This is a genomic window from Arthrobacter sp. Y3225116, from assembly GCF_059091245.1.
In genome coordinates this window covers 1-20544 of record NZ_JBNHGL010000009.1, presented here as the reverse complement: position 1 = coordinate 20544, position 20544 = coordinate 1, and the positions used below count along the sequence as shown (strand labels likewise).

14 protein-coding genes are annotated in these 20544 nt (G+C 63.4%); 6 read left to right on the top strand and 8 right to left on the bottom strand.

Annotated elements, in window-relative coordinates:
- Positions 1-65 precede the first annotated feature (65 nt).
- The 3 genes from AC5RV2_RS02170 to AC5RV2_RS02160 all read left to right on the top strand — a co-directional run bounded on the left by AC5RV2_RS02170 (position 66) and on the right by AC5RV2_RS02160 (position 6265).
- Positions 66-2333, top strand: a complete 2268-nt coding sequence (locus AC5RV2_RS02170; protein ID WP_494090989.1) for a hydantoinase/oxoprolinase family protein — start codon at positions 66-68, stop codon at positions 2331-2333.
- A gap of 2 nt (positions 2334-2335) precedes the next feature.
- A complete protein-coding gene (locus tag AC5RV2_RS02165) occupies positions 2336-4534 on the top strand; it encodes a hydantoinase B/oxoprolinase family protein (RefSeq protein ID WP_494090970.1) in 2199 nt (732 codons plus the stop codon).
- Between the two features lie 102 nt (positions 4535-4636).
- On the top strand, positions 4637-6265 hold the full coding sequence (locus AC5RV2_RS02160; RefSeq protein WP_494090969.1) for an MFS transporter: 1629 nt from the start codon (positions 4637-4639) through the stop codon (positions 6263-6265).
- 321 nt (positions 6266-6586) lie between these two features.
- Here the strand turns inward: AC5RV2_RS02160 and AC5RV2_RS02155 are convergent, their stop codons facing one another.
- The 3 genes from AC5RV2_RS02155 to AC5RV2_RS02145 all read right to left on the bottom strand — a co-directional run bounded on the left by AC5RV2_RS02155 (position 6587) and on the right by AC5RV2_RS02145 (position 10772).
- The gene (locus AC5RV2_RS02155; protein ID WP_494090968.1) at positions 6587-8503 is read right to left on the bottom strand and encodes an FAD-binding monooxygenase; all 1917 of its coding nucleotides are present in this window, start codon (positions 8501-8503) and stop codon (positions 6587-6589) included.
- A 110-nt stretch (positions 8504-8613) separates the two neighbouring features.
- A complete protein-coding gene (locus AC5RV2_RS02150) occupies positions 8614-9393 on the bottom strand; it encodes an IclR family transcriptional regulator (protein WP_494090967.1) in 780 nt (259 codons plus the stop codon).
- Between the two features lie 704 nt (positions 9394-10097).
- Complete coding sequence (locus tag AC5RV2_RS02145; protein WP_494090966.1) at positions 10098-10772, bottom strand: cytochrome P450; 675 nt, start codon at positions 10770-10772, stop codon at positions 10098-10100.
- Between the two features lie 88 nt (positions 10773-10860).
- Between AC5RV2_RS02145 and AC5RV2_RS02140 the strand changes: the two genes are divergently transcribed.
- The 3 genes from AC5RV2_RS02140 to AC5RV2_RS02130 all read left to right on the top strand — a co-directional run bounded on the left by AC5RV2_RS02140 (position 10861) and on the right by AC5RV2_RS02130 (position 13972).
- The gene (locus tag AC5RV2_RS02140; protein ID WP_494090965.1) at positions 10861-11268 is read left to right on the top strand and encodes a hypothetical protein; all 408 of its coding nucleotides are present in this window, start codon (positions 10861-10863) and stop codon (positions 11266-11268) included.
- 295 nt (positions 11269-11563) lie between these two features.
- On the top strand, positions 11564-12745 hold the full coding sequence (locus tag AC5RV2_RS02135) for a cytochrome P450 (protein WP_494090964.1): 1182 nt from the start codon (positions 11564-11566) through the stop codon (positions 12743-12745).
- Between the two features lie 51 nt (positions 12746-12796).
- Entirely contained in the window at positions 12797-13972 is a 1176-nt protein-coding gene (locus AC5RV2_RS02130; protein ID WP_494090963.1) for a sugar ABC transporter substrate-binding protein, read from the top strand.
- A 664-nt stretch (positions 13973-14636) separates the two neighbouring features.
- Here the strand turns inward: AC5RV2_RS02130 and AC5RV2_RS02125 are convergent.
- The 5 genes from AC5RV2_RS02125 to AC5RV2_RS02105 all read right to left on the bottom strand — a co-directional run.
- Positions 14637-15638 (bottom strand): ABC transporter permease, encoded by a 1002-nt coding sequence (locus AC5RV2_RS02125; RefSeq protein ID WP_494090962.1) that lies wholly within the window; start codon positions 15636-15638, stop codon positions 14637-14639.
- Positions 15635-17167: a sugar ABC transporter ATP-binding protein gene (locus AC5RV2_RS02120; protein WP_494090961.1), complete on the bottom strand. Its 1533-nt coding sequence runs from the start codon at positions 17165-17167 to the stop codon at positions 15635-15637. The genes AC5RV2_RS02125 and AC5RV2_RS02120 overlap by 4 nt, the downstream gene beginning before the upstream one ends.
- Before the next feature lie 206 nt (positions 17168-17373).
- Positions 17374-19113 carry a CocE/NonD family hydrolase gene (locus AC5RV2_RS02115; protein WP_494090960.1) on the bottom strand — a complete coding sequence of 580 codons (1740 nt, stop codon included), beginning with the start codon at positions 19111-19113 and terminating at the stop codon, positions 17374-17376.
- 28 nt (positions 19114-19141) lie between these two features.
- On the bottom strand, positions 19142-20083 hold the full coding sequence (locus AC5RV2_RS02110) for an MBL fold metallo-hydrolase (protein WP_494090959.1): 942 nt from the start codon (positions 20081-20083) through the stop codon (positions 19142-19144).
- Positions 20080-20544 (bottom strand): alpha/beta hydrolase fold domain-containing protein (locus AC5RV2_RS02105; protein WP_494090958.1); only part of this gene is annotated, 465 nt, incomplete at its 5' end. The genes AC5RV2_RS02105 and AC5RV2_RS02110, both read right to left, overlap by 4 nt.

Below are 20544 nucleotides of genomic sequence, written 5' to 3'. Positions count from 1 at the left end.
GCGCTTCTCTGTTTCTGAGCGGCCATCTGCGGCATACCGCGACTTCCGAAAAGGAACACGGCGTGATGAAACAGAACGCCGTATGGGAAATGTTGACACGGTGTCGCATCAAGCGTTACGTTGTGGTGCGAAAGATCTGTGGCGCACACCACAAGAGCCGTTCTTCGTGGTCACACCGTCATCCCGCTGCATCCAGTAAGAAGAGGACTTCCATGGCTTACTTCGTGGGCATTGATATTGGCGGCACGTTTACCGATGCCGTCCTGCTTGACGATTCCGGCACAGCCCGCCTGCTCAAGACGCCGACAACTTTGCATGATCCCGCCATCGGCGTGAACAATGCCTTGGCCTTGGCAGAGCAGGAACTGGGCCTCGCCGAAGGCACTGTGTTGAGCCAAGTTGATTACTTCGGACTCGGCACCACTGTGGCAACCAACGCGCTCATCGAGCGCAAAGGCGTGAAAACCGCCATCATTACCACCAAGGGCTTCCGCGACATCGTGCTGATGCAGCGCGGCACCGGCCACTGGTCCGGCAAAGAACTGCACGAGATCATGCACACCTCCCGCCTGAAGCCGCAGGACCCCGTGGTCGAACGTCACCTCATCCGCGAGGTGACCGAACGCGTCGATTACAAAGGCGAAATCATCACGGCGCTCGACGAGGCAGAGGTCAGGGAGCAGGTCCAGGACCTGATTGACCAAGACGTGAAGTCGATCGCCGTGTGCCTGCTGTGGTCATTCCGTAACCCGGCCCACGAGGCGCGGATCAAGGAGATCATCAGCGAGTTGGCGCCGGAGATGTACCTGACTGTCTCCAGCGAAATCGCGCCTGTACTTGGCGAATACGAACGCACCGCCACCACAGCGCTAAACGCCTATCTGGGACCGGCAGTAGACGGTTACATGAACAAGCTTGATGCGTCGTTGCGCTCCCGCGGGCTGAAGGGTTCATTGCGGATTCTTGATTCGGGCGGTGGAGTGATCACGCCGGAACAGTGCGGCCAGACCCCGGTTTCGGTTTTGACCTCTGGTCCGACCGGCGGTGTTCTGGCGTCGGCCAAACTGGCCCGACGGATCGGCACCCCGAATGTGCTCACCACTGACATGGGCGGCACCTCGTTCGACGTCGGCATGATCGTTGACTACGAGCCTGTGGTGTCCCCGACTCAGGAAGTAAACGGGTACAAAGTGCTCAAGCCCGCGGTAAAGGTAACCGCTATCGGTGCCGGCGGCGGCTCGATCGCCCGAGTGATCGGCGGCCAACTGCAGGTCGGTCCGGAAAGTGCCGGCTCCGTGCCGGGGCCCGTGTGCTACCAGCGTGGCGGCCTGGAGCCGACGGTGACCGACGCGGACGTAGTGTTGGGCATTATCGACCCGGACTATTTCCTGGGCGGCACCTTCCCGTTGGACAAGGAAGGCGCCGAGCGCGCGGTCTACGACAAGATTGCCAAACCTCTGGGACTCAGCGTGCACGAGGCTGCGGCCGGAATCAAGGCCATCGCCGACCACCGCATGGCCGACCTGCTCGACACCCTGACGGTCGGCCAGGGCCACGACCCGCGCGATTTCCACATCTTTGCCTACGGCGGCGCCGGCGGCGCGCACTGCCACCGCTTCGGCGCGGAGCTGGGAGTGCAGTCGATTATTGTGCCCGCCACGGCAACTGTTCACTCGGCATTCGGAGCGGTCATGAGCGATCTGCATGTATCCGCGGAGCTGTCCGACCCAATGCACTCGGCGTCGTGGGAGGGAGCAGCCGAAGCCATTGATCCGGCCAGGTTGACTGCTCACTTCAAGCGGCTGGAAGAGCAGGTCACGCTCGAACTGCTGGCCAGCGGGGCGCAGTCGGAGAGGATCACGCTGCAGCGCCATGTCGAGGTGCGGTTCCGGATGCAGAACAAGGGCCTGTCCGTGCTGATCGGCCCGGGGGACCTGACAACCCGCTCTGTGCAGCGGATGCTTGACACATTCGTGGGCCAGTTCGCCGAACTTTATGGTGAGGAATCCGTCTTTCTGGGCGCCGGCGTCGAACTCGTTTCGATGCGGGTGCAGGCCAAAGGCGAAATGGACAAGCCGCGCATCCAACGAGTGGTCAGCGCCAATGCGCAGCTGGGCCACGTCTCTGCCTCGCGCAAAATCTACCTCGGACCCGAGCGAGGCTTTGTCACCGCTGACCTGATCCGCGGCACCGAGCTGCGGCCGGGCGACCGGATCCAGGGTGCGGCCGTGATCGAACACCCCGGCACCACCATCTTTGTGGGGCCGAACCAGTCCGCCGTGATCGACGAGCTTGAGAACACCGTCATCCTTACCAGCGAGAAGGGGGCCTGAGCATGACTGCGCTCACCACCGAAAACAACATCCTAGGGAATGCGGACGTCGATCCGATCACCTACGAGGTCATCCGCAACCGCCTCACCGCCGTCGTCGCCCAGCAGTCGCTGGTATTAAAGAACGTCTCCGGTTCACCGCTGGTCACCGAAGCCAACGACTGCAACACCGGCATTTACCTGCCCGATGGCCAGATTGTGGCGATGGGCCCGCACAACCTGTTCCATTCCGGGTCGATGGAGCTGGTGGTCGAAAACATCATGGCTTCCGCGGAGGCCGATTCCGGCGTGCAGGAAGGCGATGTCTACATCACCAACGACCCCTACAAGGGTGCACTGCACCTGCCGGATGTGACAATGCTGCAGCCCGTCTTCGTGGACGGCCGGCACATTGGGTGGGTAGGGTCCTGCGCCCACGTGCTCGATCTCGGCGGCATGACGCCGTCATCCTGGTCACCGCAGGCAACCGAAATCCAGCAGGAGGGCTTGATCCTGCCCCCCACCCGGCTGGTCGCCGGCGGCAAGATCCGGCAGGACGTCTGGAACCTCATCATGGCTGCCTCCCGGCTGCCGGCTAACCTGGGCCTGGACCTGAAAGCGATGATCGCTGCCAACAACCATGCCCGGGACGGTGTGCTGCGCCTAGCCGAGCGCTACAGCGTGGACACCCTCACCAGCGTCATGACCATGATTCTGGACCGCTCCGAAGAGAGGGTGCGCGAACGGTTACGGACTCTGCCCGACGGAAAGGCACGTGCGCGCACCTACTTTGAACACACCGGCCGCATCGCTGGCGTCAGCAGGGTAATCGTTGAGCTCCGCAAGGAGGACGACCAACTGGTCTTCGACTACACGGGGTCCAGTGCTCAAGTGGATGGTTTCTTCAACTGCACCAAGTCAGGTCTCCGGGGCGGCGTTTTTGCCTCCATCCTGCCGGTCCTCTGCCCGGATATTCCATGGAACAGCGGCGTAATGCGGGCCATCACCGTGACGGCCCCGCTGGGCACCGTGGTCAATGCCCAGCATCCAGCTCCCTGCGGTGCGGCAACGGCCGGCGCCAGCCAGATGGTGCAGTCAACGGCCGGGCTGGCACTGTCCCGTCTGGCCTCGACCGACCCCCAGTTGCGTGACGAAGCCCGCGGCGTGACCACAGGATCGCTGGCCGTGCTCCATGTGGCGGGCCTGAACCAGTACGGCGAGCCGTTCGGCGGGGCAATGACCGAGATGCTTGCGGGCGGCGGCGGCGCTACAGCGCACGGGCACGGCATCGATTACCGCGGACCGAACGAGATTCTGACGTGCCAGATCAACAACGTTGAAGGCGAGGAATCGGTCTTCCCGGTCCTTTACCTGCACAGGGGAGCCAATACCGACGGCGGCGGGGCCGGCCGCTTCCACGGCGGCCTATCGCCGTCCTCAGCGTTCACCATCCACGATGCAGACCGGATGTACGGTGTCCTCGTCGGCCATGGAATCTCCACGCCCACCAGCTCCGGAATCCACGGCGGCATGCCAGGCTCCACCAACAGGTTAACGATTGTCCGGGGCGCCGATTTGGAGAAGGCAGCCCACCGTCCGCATGGGCCGGTCGGGATCGAAGACCTGGACGGAGCTGCAGTCGAGGACTTTGACGCGTCTCCCGGTGAAATTTTTCTAGGAACCAGCGACGTGCTCGTGTGGAGCTTCCATGGTGGCGGCGGGTGGGGCGACGCCCTCGACGCCGACGCCGAAATGATCGCGGAAGAAATCCGAAGGGGCCGGGTATCAGCAGATACCGCGGAGAAGCTCTACTGCGTGAGCATGCACAACGGCGTCCTTGACGCGGCGGCGACCGAACAGTTGCGCGCTGAACGGCGGAGCGAACGGCGCGGCTGGACCCTCAACAGCGACCCCGCCGTGCCCGAAACAGTTGATGTTTCGGCTGCCCGCCGCCTCGCGGACCACCTGGTTCTGGTGACCGTCGACAGCGGACACTACAGTGCCTGCGACTGCGGCCGCGTCCTCGCCAAAGCCGGCGCCAACTGGAAGCTGGGCGCGGCACGCCGCGAACTCGGCGCCGAGGACTTGGGCCCGAAGGTCCGGTTGAACAGCGAACTGGTTGCCGAATCTTTTGCCTGCCCCGGATGTGGCGCCCTGCTGGCCGTGGATGTCCGCTGGAACCGCGACGAGGTCCTTCACGACCTCGAACTCGTTGCGTCCTGACCCGGATGCCCCGTCGAAGCACGGGGCATCCGGTTGCCCTACCGCACCAACTTGTTACCTGCATCAGTTCACTGCTCGACCACATTTTCGAAGGAGAAAATCATGAGCCAGGAGCCCCAAGCCCAGGCAGCAACACCAGAATCAGTCCCGCTCCCGCAAGCACGGGGGACAGCCGTTCTACCCAAGCGGGTCAAAGGGACCCTTGCCGCAGCCTCGCTGGCGGTCCTGGTGGCCCACCTGGCCAATGCCATGCCAGGCGCCCTCAACGGCGTGTTCCAGCAGACCTTCGACGCGGTCGGCTCGCAGCTAACCTGGATCACTGCCGCGTTCATGATCCCGGTGGTGGTATTCGAGCTGACCTTCGGAGCGCTCGGGGACAAGTTCGGCCACCGCAAACTGGTGGCCGGCGGCGCCGCCCTTGTAATAATCGGCGCCTCTGCCTGCACGATTTCGCCCAGCATCGAGTGGATGTGGATCGGCTCCGCTCTCAACGGCCTGGGCGCCGGCGCCATCTACCCCTCCAGCCTCGCGCTCGTGGCAGCGGTGGCGCAGACACCCAAGGAACGCGTTCGCGGCATCGCCGTATGGGCTGGCTTTCTGTCCGCCGGTTCAGTGCTGGCCCCTCTGCTGGGCGGCACATTCGATGGCTTCGGTTGGTGGCGCGGCGCCTACGGCGTGGTGGTTCTGGCCAGCCTTGCGGCACTGCTGCTGACACTGCTGAGGGCTCAGGAATCCGAGAGGCAGTCCAGCCGCCGCATGGATCTCTGGGGCCAGACCACCTTCGCGCTAGGACTGATCCTTGTCCTGTTCGGACTGGTCCAGGGGCCCGAGGACGGCTGGAGCGCACCGCACGTAGTCAGCTCGCTGGCGATCGGTGCGCTGCTGCTGGTCGTGTTCGTTGTGATCGAACTGCGCACTGAATCTCCGCTGCTGGACCTGCGCCTGTTCCGGAACCGCCAGTTCACCATCTCGTCCATCGTGGCTGTAGTTGGCATGTTCGCGTTCCTCGGCGCACTGTTCTCCACCAGCATGTGGCTGGGACCCGTGCAGCATCAAAACGGTCTATACATCGGACTGCTGTTTGTCCTGCTGCAGGGACCCGCATTCTTCCTGATCCCTGTCATCCACCGGCTTCAGGCGCGGATCGCGGCCCGCTGGCTGCTGACCGCGGGGTTCCTGCTCATCGGTGCGGGCGCCTATCTGGCCTCGCAGAACAGCGTCCTGGACCGCAACGTGGGCGTGTTTGTGTTCCCCTCATTGCTCCTCGGTATCGGCTTTGCCTTGGCGCTGGCACCGATGACGGCTATCGCGGTGACCACCGTGCCGGGCCACCAGACCGGCATGGCAAGCGCCACCACCAACCTGCTGCGCGATCTCGGTTTTGCCCTTGGACCGGTGCTGGTGGGAGCCGTCGCGTTGAGCTCCGCCGCAAGCCAGCTCCTGCCGGCGCTTCAGACTTCCGGCCTCCCGGCCGACCAGTTGGGCCCGGCCATCGGCATTGCCCAGGCCGGAGGCCCGATCGCCCTGAACAGCTTGCCGGAAGGCGTTCCGGGTGCGGCAGCACACGAACTCGCGCTGCAGGCGCTGGGCAGCGGGTTCTCGCTCGCGTACATCGTCTGCGCCCTGGCCGCGCTGGCGGCGGCCCTGTTGAGCCTCATTGGACTGCACGGCATCCGCGAAGAACACGACCACGCCGAGAAACCGGAGACCGGGGCTCTCGAACCTGCCTAAAGACAGACGAAACCGAAAGGGAGATTCGACCGCCAGTCGAATCTCCCTTTCGGCTGATGAGCCCAGCTGGAGAAGCAGCTTTTGCATGCCGACAACCACCGATCGTCGTGACCGCTCCCTGACCGCCTTGTAGGTGCCTCGCCTCCATTTCCTCGGCCATGTCGCCTTCACCCCCCCCTGGAAAGTGCCCGCACAGGGATGCGCAAGAGAAGGGGTTACCAGGGCCAGGGTTGCTCCACGGCAGCACCCCGTCAGGCAAATCCCCCCCATGCTAGAGCACCCTTTCCTTATCCATAGCGCCTCTCTCATGAATACCCCCGCCTAGCCGAGCATGATCCCTGCGAAAAAGTCTGCCAGTTCCCGATACGCGTCGAGCGGCAGCACATGGGCGACGTACTGGTCCGGCCGGACCACCACAAGGGCGCCCTGCCGCCGGTCGATGCCACGCAGGTCGAAGATGTCCTCCCCGGACTTCAGGTCGGGAGTGAAGACCTTTTCGTAGTCCTTCAGGCCAAAGGGAGCCTTCTGCGGGAACAGGAACGAGGGAACGTCGGTGGCGTCCAGCTCCCGGTGGCCCTGCTGGAAGACCGCGCGGACATCGAAGACCGCATCGTCGTCGGCACGCTCGGGTGTGTAGCGCCGGACCGGCGACTCTTCTGAGTCGGCCAGGAACCGGCACAGTGCGGCCAGCCGGGAGTCTGTCGCACCCGGGTGGGCGGAGTCGGCGAAGGCGTAGAGCCGCCAGCGACCGTCCGCCTGTGCCACGTGGCCCAAGCCCACCGGTTTGGCGTCGGCCAGCCGGACAACCGGGGCCGAGTAGAACCGCTCGCCGATCGGAAAACCCTTGGCCAAGTGCTCATGCGTGTCCTCGCCTGTGATCATTGACGGTGCGTAGTCGGTGGCGAAACCGGCGGTAAAGCGGCCGGCCTCAACGAATTGCCGTTCCAGTTCGGCCGGTTCCAGGCCTTCGTCGTCGGGCCGGTTCGGGTCCTTCGGGCGGGAACTGACGGTCTTCGACCAGCGGATGTCGAAGTCGATCAGCTCCTGGGCCACGGCGTGGCGCTCGCCCGAGTACGTGTCCAACAGGGATTCGGAGCTGCGGCCCTCCAGGACTGCAGCAAGCTTCCAACCCAGATTGAAACCGTCCTGCATGGACACATTCATGCCCTGGCCCGCCTTCGCACTGTGCGTGTGGCAGGCATCGCCCGCAATGAAAACGCGCGGGGTACGCCGGCCGCGTTCTTCCGGCGCGACGTCGTCGAAGCGGTCGGTAATGCGTTGGCCGACTTCGTAGACCGACCACCAGGCGATGTCCTTGACCTCCAGTGTGTAGGGATGCAGGATCCGCTGGGCTGCCTCGATGATCATGTCCGAGGTGAACCGCTGCCGGGCTTCACGGTCGGCAGGGTCAAGGTCGCCCAGGTCCACGTAGAGCCGGATCAGGTAGCCGCCTTCTCGCGGGATCAGCAGGATGTTGCCATCCTGTGCCGACTGGATGGCTGCCTTGAAGCGGACGTCGGGGAAATCCGTGATCGCCAGGACGTCCGCCACTCCCCAGGCATGGTTGCGGGCGTCGCCGCGCAGTTCCAAGCCGATGGACCGGCGGACGCTGCTGCGGGCGCCGTCGCATCCCACCACGTACTTGGCGCGGACGCTTACCTCTTCCGACGGATCGGCGCCGGTCCGGCGCATGGTCACCCGGACCGGGTGGTCACCGGATCCTTCAACCTCGACGCCGGTGACTTCCAGGCCGTAGTCCGGTTCCAGCCGGCTGGGGGACTTGCGCATGTGCTCCAGCAGGTAGTCCTGCATCCGGGCCTGGTTGACGATCACGTGCGGGTACTCGGACAGCCCGTCCGCCACGTCTTGGACCCGTCCGCTGCGGACGATCCGTGAGCGGTCCTGCTCATCGGGCCGCCAGAACACGGTCTCGTTGATCCAATACCCTTCGCGTACCAGGCGCTCGGCCAGGCCGAAGGCGTTGAACATTTCGACTGTTCGGCAGGCCACGCCGTCGGCCTGACCCAGCCCCAGCGGGCCTTCCCGTCGTTCCACCACGCGCGTGGTGATCCCCGGGAATTCGGCCAGCTGGGCGGCCAGCACAGCACCGGCCGGTCCGGTGCCCACCACCAGAACATCCACTTCTTCCGGCAATTCGCCTTGGCTGTCCGGGCGGCCAGCCCCCGCCGGCCGGAGTTCCGGATCGCCTGGATGGTAGCCGTCTAGATAAAACTGCATGATGCTCCTGGTCGTTTCTTAGGCCGCGGTCCGGGCCCGGGGGGTCTCGTCGCTCCACATCGTAGTGATCGGCGCCACGCGTCGGCTAAGATATTCTGTCCAGCAGAAAACTACGCGGGGGGCAGCACGCCCTCCGCCTGAAGGTCCCGCAAAACTGCTTCACAGGTGGCGTGCAGGGCCCGGATGACTGCAGGCTGCTGGATGGCCGCCGCCCGCGACAGCGGCGAGGTGATCGATACGGCCAGGGTCGCTGGCCGGTCCGCGCTAGCCAGAGGTGCACCGACGGCCGCGAGATCAGCTTCGGTGCGCCCGAGGTTGACGGCATATCCCCGCGCGCGTGCTTCCGCCAGTTCGCGCTGCAGGTCCTTCAATTCCGACGCGGCCAAGCTGTTGCTGCTCTGTTGTGCCGGCCGGCCGGTATAGAGCTGCGCGACCGACGGCTCCGGAAGCGTGGCCAGAATAGCCTTGCCCCCGGAGGAGAGGTGCGCGGGTAGAACCGTGCCAGTGCGGTTGCCGACGCGGAGCAACTGCGGGCCCTCGGCCGTGAACAAGTAGCGGGCCGTGACGCCGACCCGCTCAACGAGGTTGATGGTCTCGCGTACGGAGAGGGCCAAGGCCTCAAGATGCGAACGGGCGATCGAGACTGCGGCCCGCCCAGGATGGGCGGAGGCATCGGCGCGCAGCGCGGGGCCGGCACAGTAGCGCCGCTGGTCATCTTGCAGGGCAAAACCCCGGTACGCCAGCATGGCCATGAGCCGGTGGGCGGTGGACGGGGCGACATCCAGCGCGTTGGCCGCATCGGTGATCCGAACCCAATCCCGTTCCTGGAGAAGTATGATCAGCTGCAGTGCCCGGTCGACGGAATCCACGGCATAGTCCGGCTTCTTCACGATGCTCATGTTCTGCACAGCAGAAGTCTAGTGCGGTCAGGAAGTCCGTTCTGTTCAACTGGCACACGGTATTGATGGGCGGGGAGCAGACGGCCGTGGCGGTTCCTCTAAGCCCCTCTTAGAGCCCATGGGAGATTCGGGCTTCGGGGCCCGAATGCCTGTTGGACACGTGGTGTGTTTTGCCGCGAGGTTCTTGCTGCTGGGACGTACCAGCTCGCGCCCGTGGCCATCATCGCCTCGCAGCTGCTTTAACTCCCTTGCTTTTCATGCCGATAACCGTGAGTATGTCCGGACAGGTGTCTCGATGAAGCGTCCTCTAACGGGACATTTACGAGCCCTGGTGGAACGTGAATTCCATCGCGCTGCGGCCATCCACAGGAATGCATAAGTTCTCGCCGGACTTTGTCGCGGTGCGGGACCGACTTACAGGACAGGGTGCATCACGAGGTAGGAATAGTTAGCCTATTAAGATGCCGACGCGGAGGAAGGACCTTCGAGACTGTCGTGCGGGGGTAACTCCGTGCCCGCAGGTATTCGTCCCGCCTATGTCGACCTTCGGGCCGGGTTTAGTTTCGGCCTGGATGGAATTGCTCGACGTGTATTGCTGATTCTTGACGGCCCAATACGGGCCAAGGCGGCTTTCTCTGAGACACTGCAGTAGCGGGTCCTGCGGCCGGCTTTGTCGACTCTGTCACTCCACCTAATCAGCGTTGGCGCGGCTTCACGATGACCGGGACGCTGTCGTACCCCCTGATGATGGGATGGAGACGCCGTATGGGATCGGCCGCCTGCTCGAAGGCCTCAACCCGGGAGATGAGCGATTGGAGCAGCGCAGCCGATTCCATGCGGGCCAGCGCCTGACCAGCACAACCATGCGGGCCATAGCCGAATCCCACGTGATCCACGGGATTTCGGCGCAGGTCGTACGTCTCGGCGTCCGGATAATGGCTAGCATCACGGTTTGCCGCTCCAAACGACAACAGCACCCTGGTATCGGAGGGAATGACGACGTCGCCGTAATCGACGTCATCGGTGGTCACTCGGAAGAAACCCTGGATCGGCGACTCAAGCCGAATGATCTCCTCGAATGCGCTTGAGGCAAGTTCGGGATGCTGTTTCAGGTCTTCCCAGATGTCCGGGCGTTCCGCGAACAGGGCCAGCAATGAGGAGAGTGCATTGACGGTGGTGTCCATCCCAGCAACGAGATAGCCGTTCATCAACCAGAGGCCGTCCTGATGGTCGATCATGCCGGCGTCGACTGCGTCGAAAATCGAGGCGCCCCAGCTTCCGGGATTGAGTATCCCGCGGTCGCACATCGAGGTCATCCAGTCGAAGTAACTCTCCACTTGAGGAAGCAGGGAGAGCGGCGTTGCACCCACAGCGATCTACTCACGCGTTTCGAGCAAGGATGAGCTCTTTGCCGCCGTCTACGACACAGGAAATGCCGGCTTCGAATCCGACGGCAGGGTGTTTCAAGATGAGAGTCGCTGGTCGGCACTCACTCCGCAACAAGCTGTCCTGGAAGCCATAGCAGAGCTCACCGCCATTGCAGCGCGACACGCGCGATTCCTGCGTGCCGTAGTCCAGATCGGCGGCAATGATGAGGATGCCCGTGCGGTGGGGTCCGGCAAGATCGCTGAACTTGGAGAGCGATTTACTGGTGCGGTGATGGCAGCGCTTGCCCCGGAACTTCAGAAACCGCTCGAGCCGAGCATCCAGACAAGCTTCCGCATGGCCTATTCAAGGTTGTTCTTCGACATCATCCATGGCGCAGAGTTCGGCATGGTGGGTCCGCCGCATTCTGACTCGGTTACGGATCTGAGCGATGCCCTTGTCGCCTTTCTGATTGCCCGCGGATTGCCGGCAGATCACTAAAGCAGCGGCGAGCAGCCTGCAGGGGGAAACCTGCTCGTTAGTGCTTGTACTGGGCCTGTTCGAAGACCAGTACATCCAGAGAAGCTTCCTTACATCGTGTTAAAACTCTTGACTATGTAACCATTAGTATGCCACGCTGTCGCCAGTCGTCTGGATCACACTATGACGACGAACACAGTAGAGCCAACTCGTCGCGTCGTTGCGGCACCTGCTTTGACCCCCCCGCACAACGGAGCTATCCCGTGCGTTGGCGTGGCCGGGCCGCGACGAAAGCATCACTGCAGGAGGACGGAGCATGCCGATGGCAGCCGGCGCACCACAAACAAGGATCAACATTTTCGATTCCGCGGACGACCCTGAGCTCTTACGTGAGTTGCGTGACGCCGGACCGGCGGTCTACGTCGAAGAACATCGGTTCTGGGTGCTGACGCGCTACGAAACCGTGCGTGCAGCAGCAAAGGATTGGCAGACCTACTCGTCGGCGGAGGGTGTGGCGTTGCTGGACGATTCCAACAACGCGATTCGCGGCGCTATCATCGCCACCGATCCGCCAGAGCACGACGTCATTCGCGGAGTCCTGGCCTCGCAGACATCGCCGCGCGCCATCGCCAAACTACGCGGACAAATCGCCGACGAGGTTGATGCCATCACGGAAGCAGTTGTTAGCCGGGACTCATTCGACGGAGTTGTCGATCTGGCCCGAGCCATTCCCGCCCGCATCGTCGGCGACCTGATCGGCATCCCGGAGAAGCCGCGCGATCACCTTTTCGCCGGGTCCGACGCGGTAAACCGCACCTTCGGGCCGGACGATGCCCGTTTAGAAGCGGACATGCCGACAGTCTTTTCGTTTCTCGGATGGATCGCCTCCATCTCAAATCGCTCCAGCCTCCGCCCTGGAAGTTGGGGAGCCGCGATTCTGGACGCCGTCGATGCCGGGATCCTCAACGAACAGAATGCGCAGCTTCAGCTCAATGCCCTGTTAGTTGCCGGCTTAGACACAACAGCCAATGCCCTGGGCGCCCTCCTGCGCGTCATGGCCGAGCAGGCGAACCTCTGGGAAGCTCTAAAGGCCGAACCTGCCCTAAGCGGCCCTGTGTTCGAGGAGACGTTGCGGCTCTGGTCTCCGGTGCGTGGATTCTTCCGGCTTACCACTCGTGAGGTGCAGGTAGGTGACGCCATCATCCCGGAGGGCTCGCGGGTGTTTCTCCACTTCCAGTGCGCCAATCGCGATGAGCGTCACTATCCCGATCCCGATGACTTCAACATGGTGCGGAATCCGGTCGACCACCTGTCCTTCGGTTACGGCACGCATGGCTGTGTCGGCCAAGCCGTCGCGCGTATGGAAGCACAAAGTGTAATCAGTTCGCTGCTTCGGCGGGTTGACCGTTTCGAACTCGTCGGAACCCCGGAGCGGCGTGAGCATCCGCTTATCAACGGTCTCGCACATCTTCCGTTAAAGGCGCACCTGCTCACCTAAGGGCGTCAACCATGTATCCCGTTGGGGAGAAAGAAAGAGGGAATGAAACCAATGACCAATCGAACAACGCGCCTCATGCGGGGGCTGGTCATAGCGGCAACCGCGGTATCGCTCGCGGCATGTGGCTCCGGTTCAGGGTCGGGTGCGGCGCCGGCCGCACCACCTACCGAAGAGCTGTCACCTGCGGCAAAGGCTGCGCAGGAAATCGTCGACACCGTATCGCAGCCCATCGGAGAGTTCACACCACCCGGCCCCGCGTTGGAGAACGTCGGCGACCTGTCCGGCAAAACAGTCCACTACATCGCTGCTACGCTCGCCGTACCGATGTTCACCGTGATCGCGGATTCCCTGGAAGAGGCGCTCGGAGAGGCCGGCATTTCCCTTCAAGTGTGCGATGGCAAGGCCAACCCCCAGTCGATCGCTACTTGTATCGACCAGGCTGTCCAAGCTGACGCTGGGGCCGTGATTTCCGGGTCCGTCCCCTACGAACTCGCGAGCGTGGCGTTTGACTCGGTCACCAAGGCAGGCATCCCGCTGCTGTACACCCAGGTTGCCCCGGCCGGACCGGGCGATCCGAAGCAGGTGGGCTACCTGTCCCCCGACAACGTCGAAATGCAAACGTGGATGGCCAATTGGGTCATTGCCGACTCCAATGCCAAGGCAGATGTCCTTGCCGTAGGCCTGTCGGACACCCCGGCGACCAAGCTGTGGATGGAACAGGGCGCTCTCGCGACCTACAAGGAGAAGTGCGTTGACTGCAAGGTGACCTTCCAGGAGATCAACACCGGACAGATGGACAAGCTGCCGAGCCAGATCAGCAGCGCCCTGGTGGCCAATCCCAGCATCACCCACATCCATGCCCTGGCCGACAGCCTGGTGCAGCCGATTCAGCAGGGTCTGCAGTCGGCAGGCATCAGCCCAGATGACATCAAGGTGATCAGCATGGAAGGATCGCTCGCGGTCATGCAGATGCTGGCGGACGGCCGCTTCATGAACGCTGAAGTCGGCACCAACCTGCAGGCGCTGGGATGGTATTCCGCCGACCAAACGCTGCGGATGATGAGCGGCCAGCCCAGCGTGCAGAACCTGAAGTTCCCCTACCGCATGTTGTTCAACCAGGAAACCGCCAAGGAGCTGACGCTGACACCGGAGGCTGAAGGATCGGGCGAATGGTATGGCGACGCTTCCTTCCGCGAGGGCTTCACTAAGCTCTGGGGACTGGACTGACCAACCCGATGGGCGGTCGCTGTCACAGTTCTGACTGACACCGCCCGGATGATGGCGGGTGTCCTGCACACGAAAGTGCTGCGGGGCACCCGCCTTTCGCACTTCGTTGAGTTGAGAAGGCGACCGTTGAAGAGCGGGAGGTAACTTGTCAGGGTCGGCTTGTAGCCTTACGGCAAATGTCTGCCTGGCCCCAAGTTCATGGTCTCCCTGTCCGCTGGAAAACTCTTCATCGTCGATGCGGTGGCCAGCCCAGTCGCTTCCAATTGAGAAGCTTGAGGTGCGGCAGGCAACGCTCATAAACCACGCAGCTGAAGCTGACGGATACTAGATATTGGGTGCCCCAGCGACGACTTATCGCCAACTGACGGCCGGGCTGCAAGCTCCTCGGTTGCCTGCGCGGCCCTGTACCCTATAGCTGCCAGAGCCGCGGAACCCAAAGGGCCGCGCAGCCGCACATCAAAGCCGCAGGCATGAGCACGCAGTCTCCAAGCGCGGCGGGGACGAGTCGGCCGTTGGATTCCCCATAACGTCTTGCCGCGTTCGCTGCCACAAAGGCCAGCCCAATCCTCCAGACCGGACACCAGGACAGCCTACGACGAAATCCACGACCTTACCCAGTCACCGGGCAGGCCGTGGATTCGTTCTCAGGTCAGTAAATACGGAGTCAGTTGCGGACCCTGCGCTGCAGCAGGAAGGAGACGCCGACGGCCGCGACGAGTGCTACACCGAAGAAGACTTCCGTGACCCACCCTGTCAGGCCGAGCAGCTGCAGGCCGAACACACCGGTCAGCAGGAAATACGCGGCAATCACAGTGCCAAGCGGATTGAAACGGCCAGGGACAACGGCGACAGTTCCCAAGAAGACAGCCGCGAAGGTCGGCATCAGCATCGTCGTCGCTGTGCCGGGGTTGAAGCCGCCGAGACCCGTAGAAATGACGACCCCGGCGATGCCACAGAGCAATGCGGACGAGAGATACGCTCCGACGCGGACCTTTGACACAGATACGCCAGCCAGCCGCGCGACAGAGCGATTTGCGCCCACGAACAGCATGTGCCGGCCGAGCGGTGTTGCGCTCATGACATAGGCAACGGCCACGGCAATGACAACGCCGTACCAGAACAACAACGGGAGACCGAGGAACCGGCCCAGCGCGATATCCGACAGCGCGGGATCCAGGCCACTGACCGTCGTCTCCCCCGACAGAAGGAACGCCAGCCCACCGGCTACGCTGGAGACTCCGAGAGTAACCACGACCGAGTTGATTCCCACGCCGACAATCAACCCGGCATTGATCGCCCCAAAGGTTAGCGCGACCGCGAGGGCAGCTAGCGCCGCAAGCGGATACGGCCAACCGTGCAGCACCACGAGGACAGGAACAGTGACAGCCGAGATTCCGAAAATCCCGGCAAAAGACAAGTCGAACTCGCCCACCGCCATCGTGATGACAACCGCGAGGGCGAGGAAGATCAGCGGAGTCTGCTGACCGAGGACCGCACGCAACGCGCTGACGATGCTGACGTCCCCCGGCACCGTGATGATGAGCACGATGATCATTAGTAACCAGAGCACCACCAGACTGTAGCGCTGCAGCACCATAGCCGAGAACCGGCGCACTCGAGCGGGTTCCGAACGCGTCTGGACCGGGGATGCCGTTGTGGTGCTCATTCAAGTCCTCCATGGGTAGCGCCGAATACTACGGCGAGAATGTCTTCAGCTGTAAACGGACGAACCAGTTCGCGGGTCACCTTGCCCTCGTCCAGCACAAGGACCCGGTCGCACACGGACACCAGATCGTCAGGTTCGCTGCTGCACAAAATGACTGCGGTGCCGTCGACGGCTGCCTGCCTGGTGGCGCGCAGCACCGCGCCGCGCGCTCCGATGTCCACGGCCTGTGTCGGATCATCAAGAATCAAGAGGCGTGGCCCGCCCAGCAGCCATTTGCCCATCAGCACTTTTTGCTGGTTCCCCCCGCTCAGGGTGGCCACCACTGCATTCGGATTGTTGGGCCGCACTTCGAAGCCGGCAAGGACGGCATTTGTTTCGGACCGCTGCCAACGCGCGCCCGACCACCATGGCCGCCCCTTTATTTTCAGGTGCGGGATGGTTACGTTCTCCTCAACAGTGAGTTCGGTAGCCAACCCCTCGCCATGGCGGTCCTGGGGGATATAGGCGATCCCTGCGCGCAACGCCGTCGACGGGGAAGACGAACTCAGTTCGAGCGCCTGCCCGTCGACGACCGCCTCCCCTGCTCCACTTATCGCGCCGCCGATCAGTGGCGCCAAGCTTGACAACCCAGAGTCAACAGTGCCCGTGAAACCGACCACCTCGCCGCGTTGAACATGGGCACTCACGTCGCGGATACGTCCGCCGCTGACGTTGCGCAGTTCAACACCTCCGCCACGGAGAGTGGAAGGCATCGAACTGGCGTAATCGTCGAGCTCACCATTGCGACCCAGGATCAGGCGGGTGAGCGCTGCCTCATCAAGTTCAGCTGCTGGCACACCCATCTCCACTACGTTGCCGTTGCGCAGGGCCGTGACACGGTCGGCGACCCGCAACACTTCACCCAGGTCATGACTGACGATCAGCACGGCGGTACCTTGATCCGCCAGCAACCGGACCATGCCATAGAAATCGTCCAGGGCCTCGTGCGGAATGGCGCGGGACGACTCGTCGAAGACAACCACGCCGCTGCCGGGCGTGCGTTCCTGAAGGGCACGGGCAACAGCGACGGCAACGCGTTCACTGGGCCTGAGCGTGGCGACTTTGGCGTCCGGGTCGATCTTCACGCCCAGGAAGTCAAACGCCTCGCGCACTGACTGCGTGTCCCTGGCTTTGTCGATCCAGCGGGTGAACGGCCGAGTGGCGTGCCGCCCCACGCGGACGTTCTCGCGCACGCTGAGGTCGTTGACCAGGCCTAGGTCCTGGTGAACGAAGGCCAAGCCCTCATCATGAAGTTTGCCGGGATTTACGGGAGTACCGATTCGACGTCCGTCGACGTACACCTCCCCGTCCGGATCCGCTCGGTACACCCCGCTGATTAGCTTGACCAGGGTTGATTTTCCCGAACCGTTCTGTCCAACGAGCGCGTGGATCTCTCCCGGTTTGATGAGGAGATGGGCGTCGTTGAGAACGGTCACTCCGGCGAATGTCTTCGACAGCCCCCGCACTTCGAGACGCGCAGCAGTGCTCATCGCTGCATCCTCCCCGTCACCGCACGCAACGGACTAATCATGCAAACGGCCCGATAGCTATTCGTATACTGCACAGCACCTCCTTGTCCGGCAGTCACGCGGCACGCGGCCGCGCGAATTGCACTATTTCTAACACTGTTGGCCTACACCTGCCCTGCCTAACGCTTCGCGCGGGGCAGTCTCCGGGGTTATTGCGGCAACGGCGGCTAGCTCCTCGGCTGGTCCGCATTGCGGGCGGTGAAAGGCAGGACCAGTCGGGACCGGTGTGCGGCGTCGCGGTAAATCTTGTGCGTTACAGGGCGTCCCACCGGGAGGTGGAAGGCGTCCGGCGGCAGCAGTGCGTTGTGCTCGTCGGCCAGCGGCTCGCCGTTGGAAAGTTCGGCGACCAGCCGGTGTCCCGGCTTGAAGGTGTTGGCGAACGGGTAGAGGCGCAGGACATACTCCTCGATCTTCCCCGGCTCCACCGGCACGGCGCGCGTGTGCGGGTGGACCGGGTTGCCCTCGCTGGTGCGCTCCTCGTCGAGCTCGCGGTGCGAGGCCTTGAGGTAGCCGGTGGTAATCAGCTGGCGCTTGCCGTTCGGGGCGTAGTCCCACAGGCGCAGGATGAAGTTCGAGTCCGGCTGGTCGATCTCAGCGAAGATGTGCGCGGCACCGGTGCCGATCATCTCCGTGTCCTCTTCGAACGGCCCGGTGCTCCAGCTGATGATTTCCACCTTGTCGGTCACCGTCAGCGGCGCCTGGTAGAAGCCGTCCGGGGCCGCATATTCGGTGCCCATCAGCTCGGGCTCCGCGGACAACTTGTGCCGCGGGCGCAGGTACAAGGACTTGTAGTCGATCTCCTTCGGCGGCCACGCATCCGCGGTCACCACCTCGCGCGAGCCCTCCACGAAGACACTCACCGCCGGCTCGTCCATCACGCCGTTGTCGATGCCCTTGATCCAGTAGTCGTACCACCGGAACATCTTGTCGTGCTCCTCGATCCAGGGGCGTGACTGCATGGGCGGGTAGGGGCCGATGGTCAGCTTTTTCGGGCCCTTCAGCGCGTTATACAGCTCAATGGTGCCGTCCATGGTCCAGCCGCGGCCCTGGTCCAGCTGCAGCCAGACCGGAATGTCGATGTTCGGGGCCAGCGTGATCGGGTTGCGCTCCTCGTACCACTCGCCGTCCAGCTCGTTCATCACGATGTCGAACCAGGCCTCGTGGTTCTTGGGGTAATGCAGCACGTGCACCAGGTTCGGCCAGGCGGCGACGTCCGGGTCCTCAAGGCGCTTGGCGACCAGCTTCTTGAGCTCCTCGGGCGAGTACTTCTCGATCATGCGGGACTTCACGCCGTCCGTGAAGGCCCAGCCCGAGTCTCCGCCGCGGCCTTCGCGGGCGGCGCGGGGCATGAACCACATGATGCCGCCGTGATAGGTGGTTTCGTAAAAGTCGTAGTGGCCGCCGGAGACGAAAATCGCCTTCAGGTGGGGCGGGCGTTCGGCCGCGGCCAGTACCTGCATGGAGCCGAAGTAGGAGATGCCGACCATGCCGACGTTGCCGTCGCACCATGGCTGTTCGGCAACCCATTCGATGAAGTCGTACGCATCCTGGCCCAGCGATACGCCGCCGGCGTTGTAGTTGCCGATATGTTCACCGCCGGAGTCACCGGAGCCGCGCAGGTCGCCAATGACGTGCACGTAGTCTTCCATGACGATGCGGGCGATGTCGCCGGCCTCGAGGTTGCCGTCCCACATCGGGCTCGGACGCCGCTGCGGCGGAGTGGTGAGCGCCAGGGCCTGGTGCTCTTTGCCGTACGGGCTCAGGGCCACCAGCGCCGGGCGGGGCTTCTCGTCGATGCCCTGGTAGGCGTCGGCGGCGAGCTCGACGCCGTCGCGCATCGGAACCCGGAGGTCCTTGCGAACGGCAATCTTCTCCCCGCCGGCGCTGATTGTCCGATATTCAGCCATAATTGCGAAAGCTCCTCTTCTGAGAATGTTAAGACGTCTGGTTGAACTGAGTGAGATAGGCGTGAAGCGTGGTGAAGAACGGTGACGGTTCCAGTGTGGGATTGCCGTCGTAGCCGAGTTCCTCGGCGACGCGGGCGAACGGCGAGTAGATCGAATCCGTCTCCTCCGGGCCGTCCTGCAGGTACAGGCCGACGGTCTCGCGGATGCGGGCCTCAATGTCCAGGCTTTCCTGGAGCGCCTGTTGTGCCTGCGTTTTGTCGAGCTCAACTCCGTAAGGCACGCCATCTGCGCCACGGTATGGATGGCCCAGGTACAAGTTTTCTGGGCGGACTTTATCTCGCAGGTACTTGAGGCTCGAGCGGTAGGCGGCCGGGTCCGTGTAGCCAGGGAAGCGGTTCGCGGCCCCGTGGATTTGTACGGCATCACCGACGAATACGGCGTTCTGACCGTCCACGACGTAGGCGACGGATCCGGCTGTATGGCCTGGCACGTGATGCACGGAGATGGACACACTCCCGCCGAGGGAGAGGGTTTCCCCACCCCGCAACAGCACGGAGGGCTCCATTTCTCCGGAGATGACCGCTTTCGCCGTCTTCGTCTGCCGCTCCACACCTTCAGGGTCCTGCAGGTATTTCCGTCGACCGTTTACGTACTCGTCCACGTGGGCCTGCCGTGAGCGAAGCAGGTGCGCGTCGGCCTCGTGGATCACGACCTTCGCCCGACCACCGGTGAGCTCCCACAGGGCCTGTGCGCCGCCGAGGTGATCAATGTGACCGTGAGTCAGCAGGATCCAGCGTACTTCGTCGATGCTCCGTCCAAGCTCCTCGAGGGCGGGGATCATGCCGTCGGCGGGCGATGAAGCGATGCCGGTGTCAACGATGGCGGGCTCGGGCGCGTCGATGAAATAGCTGTAGAGTCCGAACCGGCCCCACGGCGAAACTAGCGGATGAATGCTCGCTTCGTGCATCATGGTTCTCTTCTCCGGCTGCTGTTAAGGAACTCGCCGGTCTCCTGGTAGGCCCGGTACATTTCCGGGATCCAGAAGAAGTTCTGCACGAAGCCGTGGTTCGCCCCAGCGTAGCGGCTGACCGTGGTGTCCACGCCGGCGTCCTTCAGGCGCTGGCCGTAGAGTTCGCCCTCGTCGCGCAAGGGATCGTACTCGGCGGTGATGATCAGGGCCTGCGGCAGGCCGGTGAGGTCCTCGCGCTTGATCGGGGAGACCAGCGGGTCGGCCGGATCCGCGCCGCTCTCGAGGTAGAAGGAGTTCCACGGCTTCAGCGCCGGGGTCTCCAGGCCGTAACCGGTGGCGTTCTCCCACAGCGAGGCATAGCGGTCCTCGTCGAAGTCCAAGTCCAGCGACGGGTAGTACAGGACCTGGTGCGTGATCCGGTCGAAGCCCTCGTCGTGGGCCATCGCCGTCACCGCCGCCAC

Coding starts and splice junctions, on each gene's coding strand:
- AC5RV2_RS02170 (WP_494090989.1), top strand. CDS start 66: ATGAAACAGAACGCCGTATGGGAAATGTTGACACGGTGTCGCATCAAG.
- AC5RV2_RS02165 (WP_494090970.1), top strand. CDS start 2,336: ATGACTGCGCTCACCACCGAAAACAACATCCTAGGGAATGCGGACGTC.
- AC5RV2_RS02160 (WP_494090969.1), top strand. CDS start 4,637: ATGAGCCAGGAGCCCCAAGCCCAGGCAGCAACACCAGAATCAGTCCCG.
- AC5RV2_RS02155 (WP_494090968.1), bottom strand. CDS start 8,503: ATGCAGTTTTATCTAGACGGCTACCATCCAGGCGATCCGGAACTCCGG.
- AC5RV2_RS02135 (WP_494090964.1), top strand. CDS start 11,564: ATGCCGATGGCAGCCGGCGCACCACAAACAAGGATCAACATTTTCGAT.
- AC5RV2_RS02130 (WP_494090963.1), top strand. CDS start 12,797: ATGACCAATCGAACAACGCGCCTCATGCGGGGGCTGGTCATAGCGGCA.
- AC5RV2_RS02125 (WP_494090962.1), bottom strand. CDS start 15,638: ATGAGCACCACAACGGCATCCCCGGTCCAGACGCGTTCGGAACCCGCT.
- AC5RV2_RS02120 (WP_494090961.1), bottom strand. CDS start 17,167: ATGAGCACTGCTGCGCGTCTCGAAGTGCGGGGGCTGTCGAAGACATTC.
- AC5RV2_RS02115 (WP_494090960.1), bottom strand. CDS start 19,113: ATGGCTGAATATCGGACAATCAGCGCCGGCGGGGAGAAGATTGCCGTT.
- AC5RV2_RS02110 (WP_494090959.1), bottom strand. CDS start 20,083: ATGATGCACGAAGCGAGCATTCATCCGCTAGTTTCGCCGTGGGGCCGG.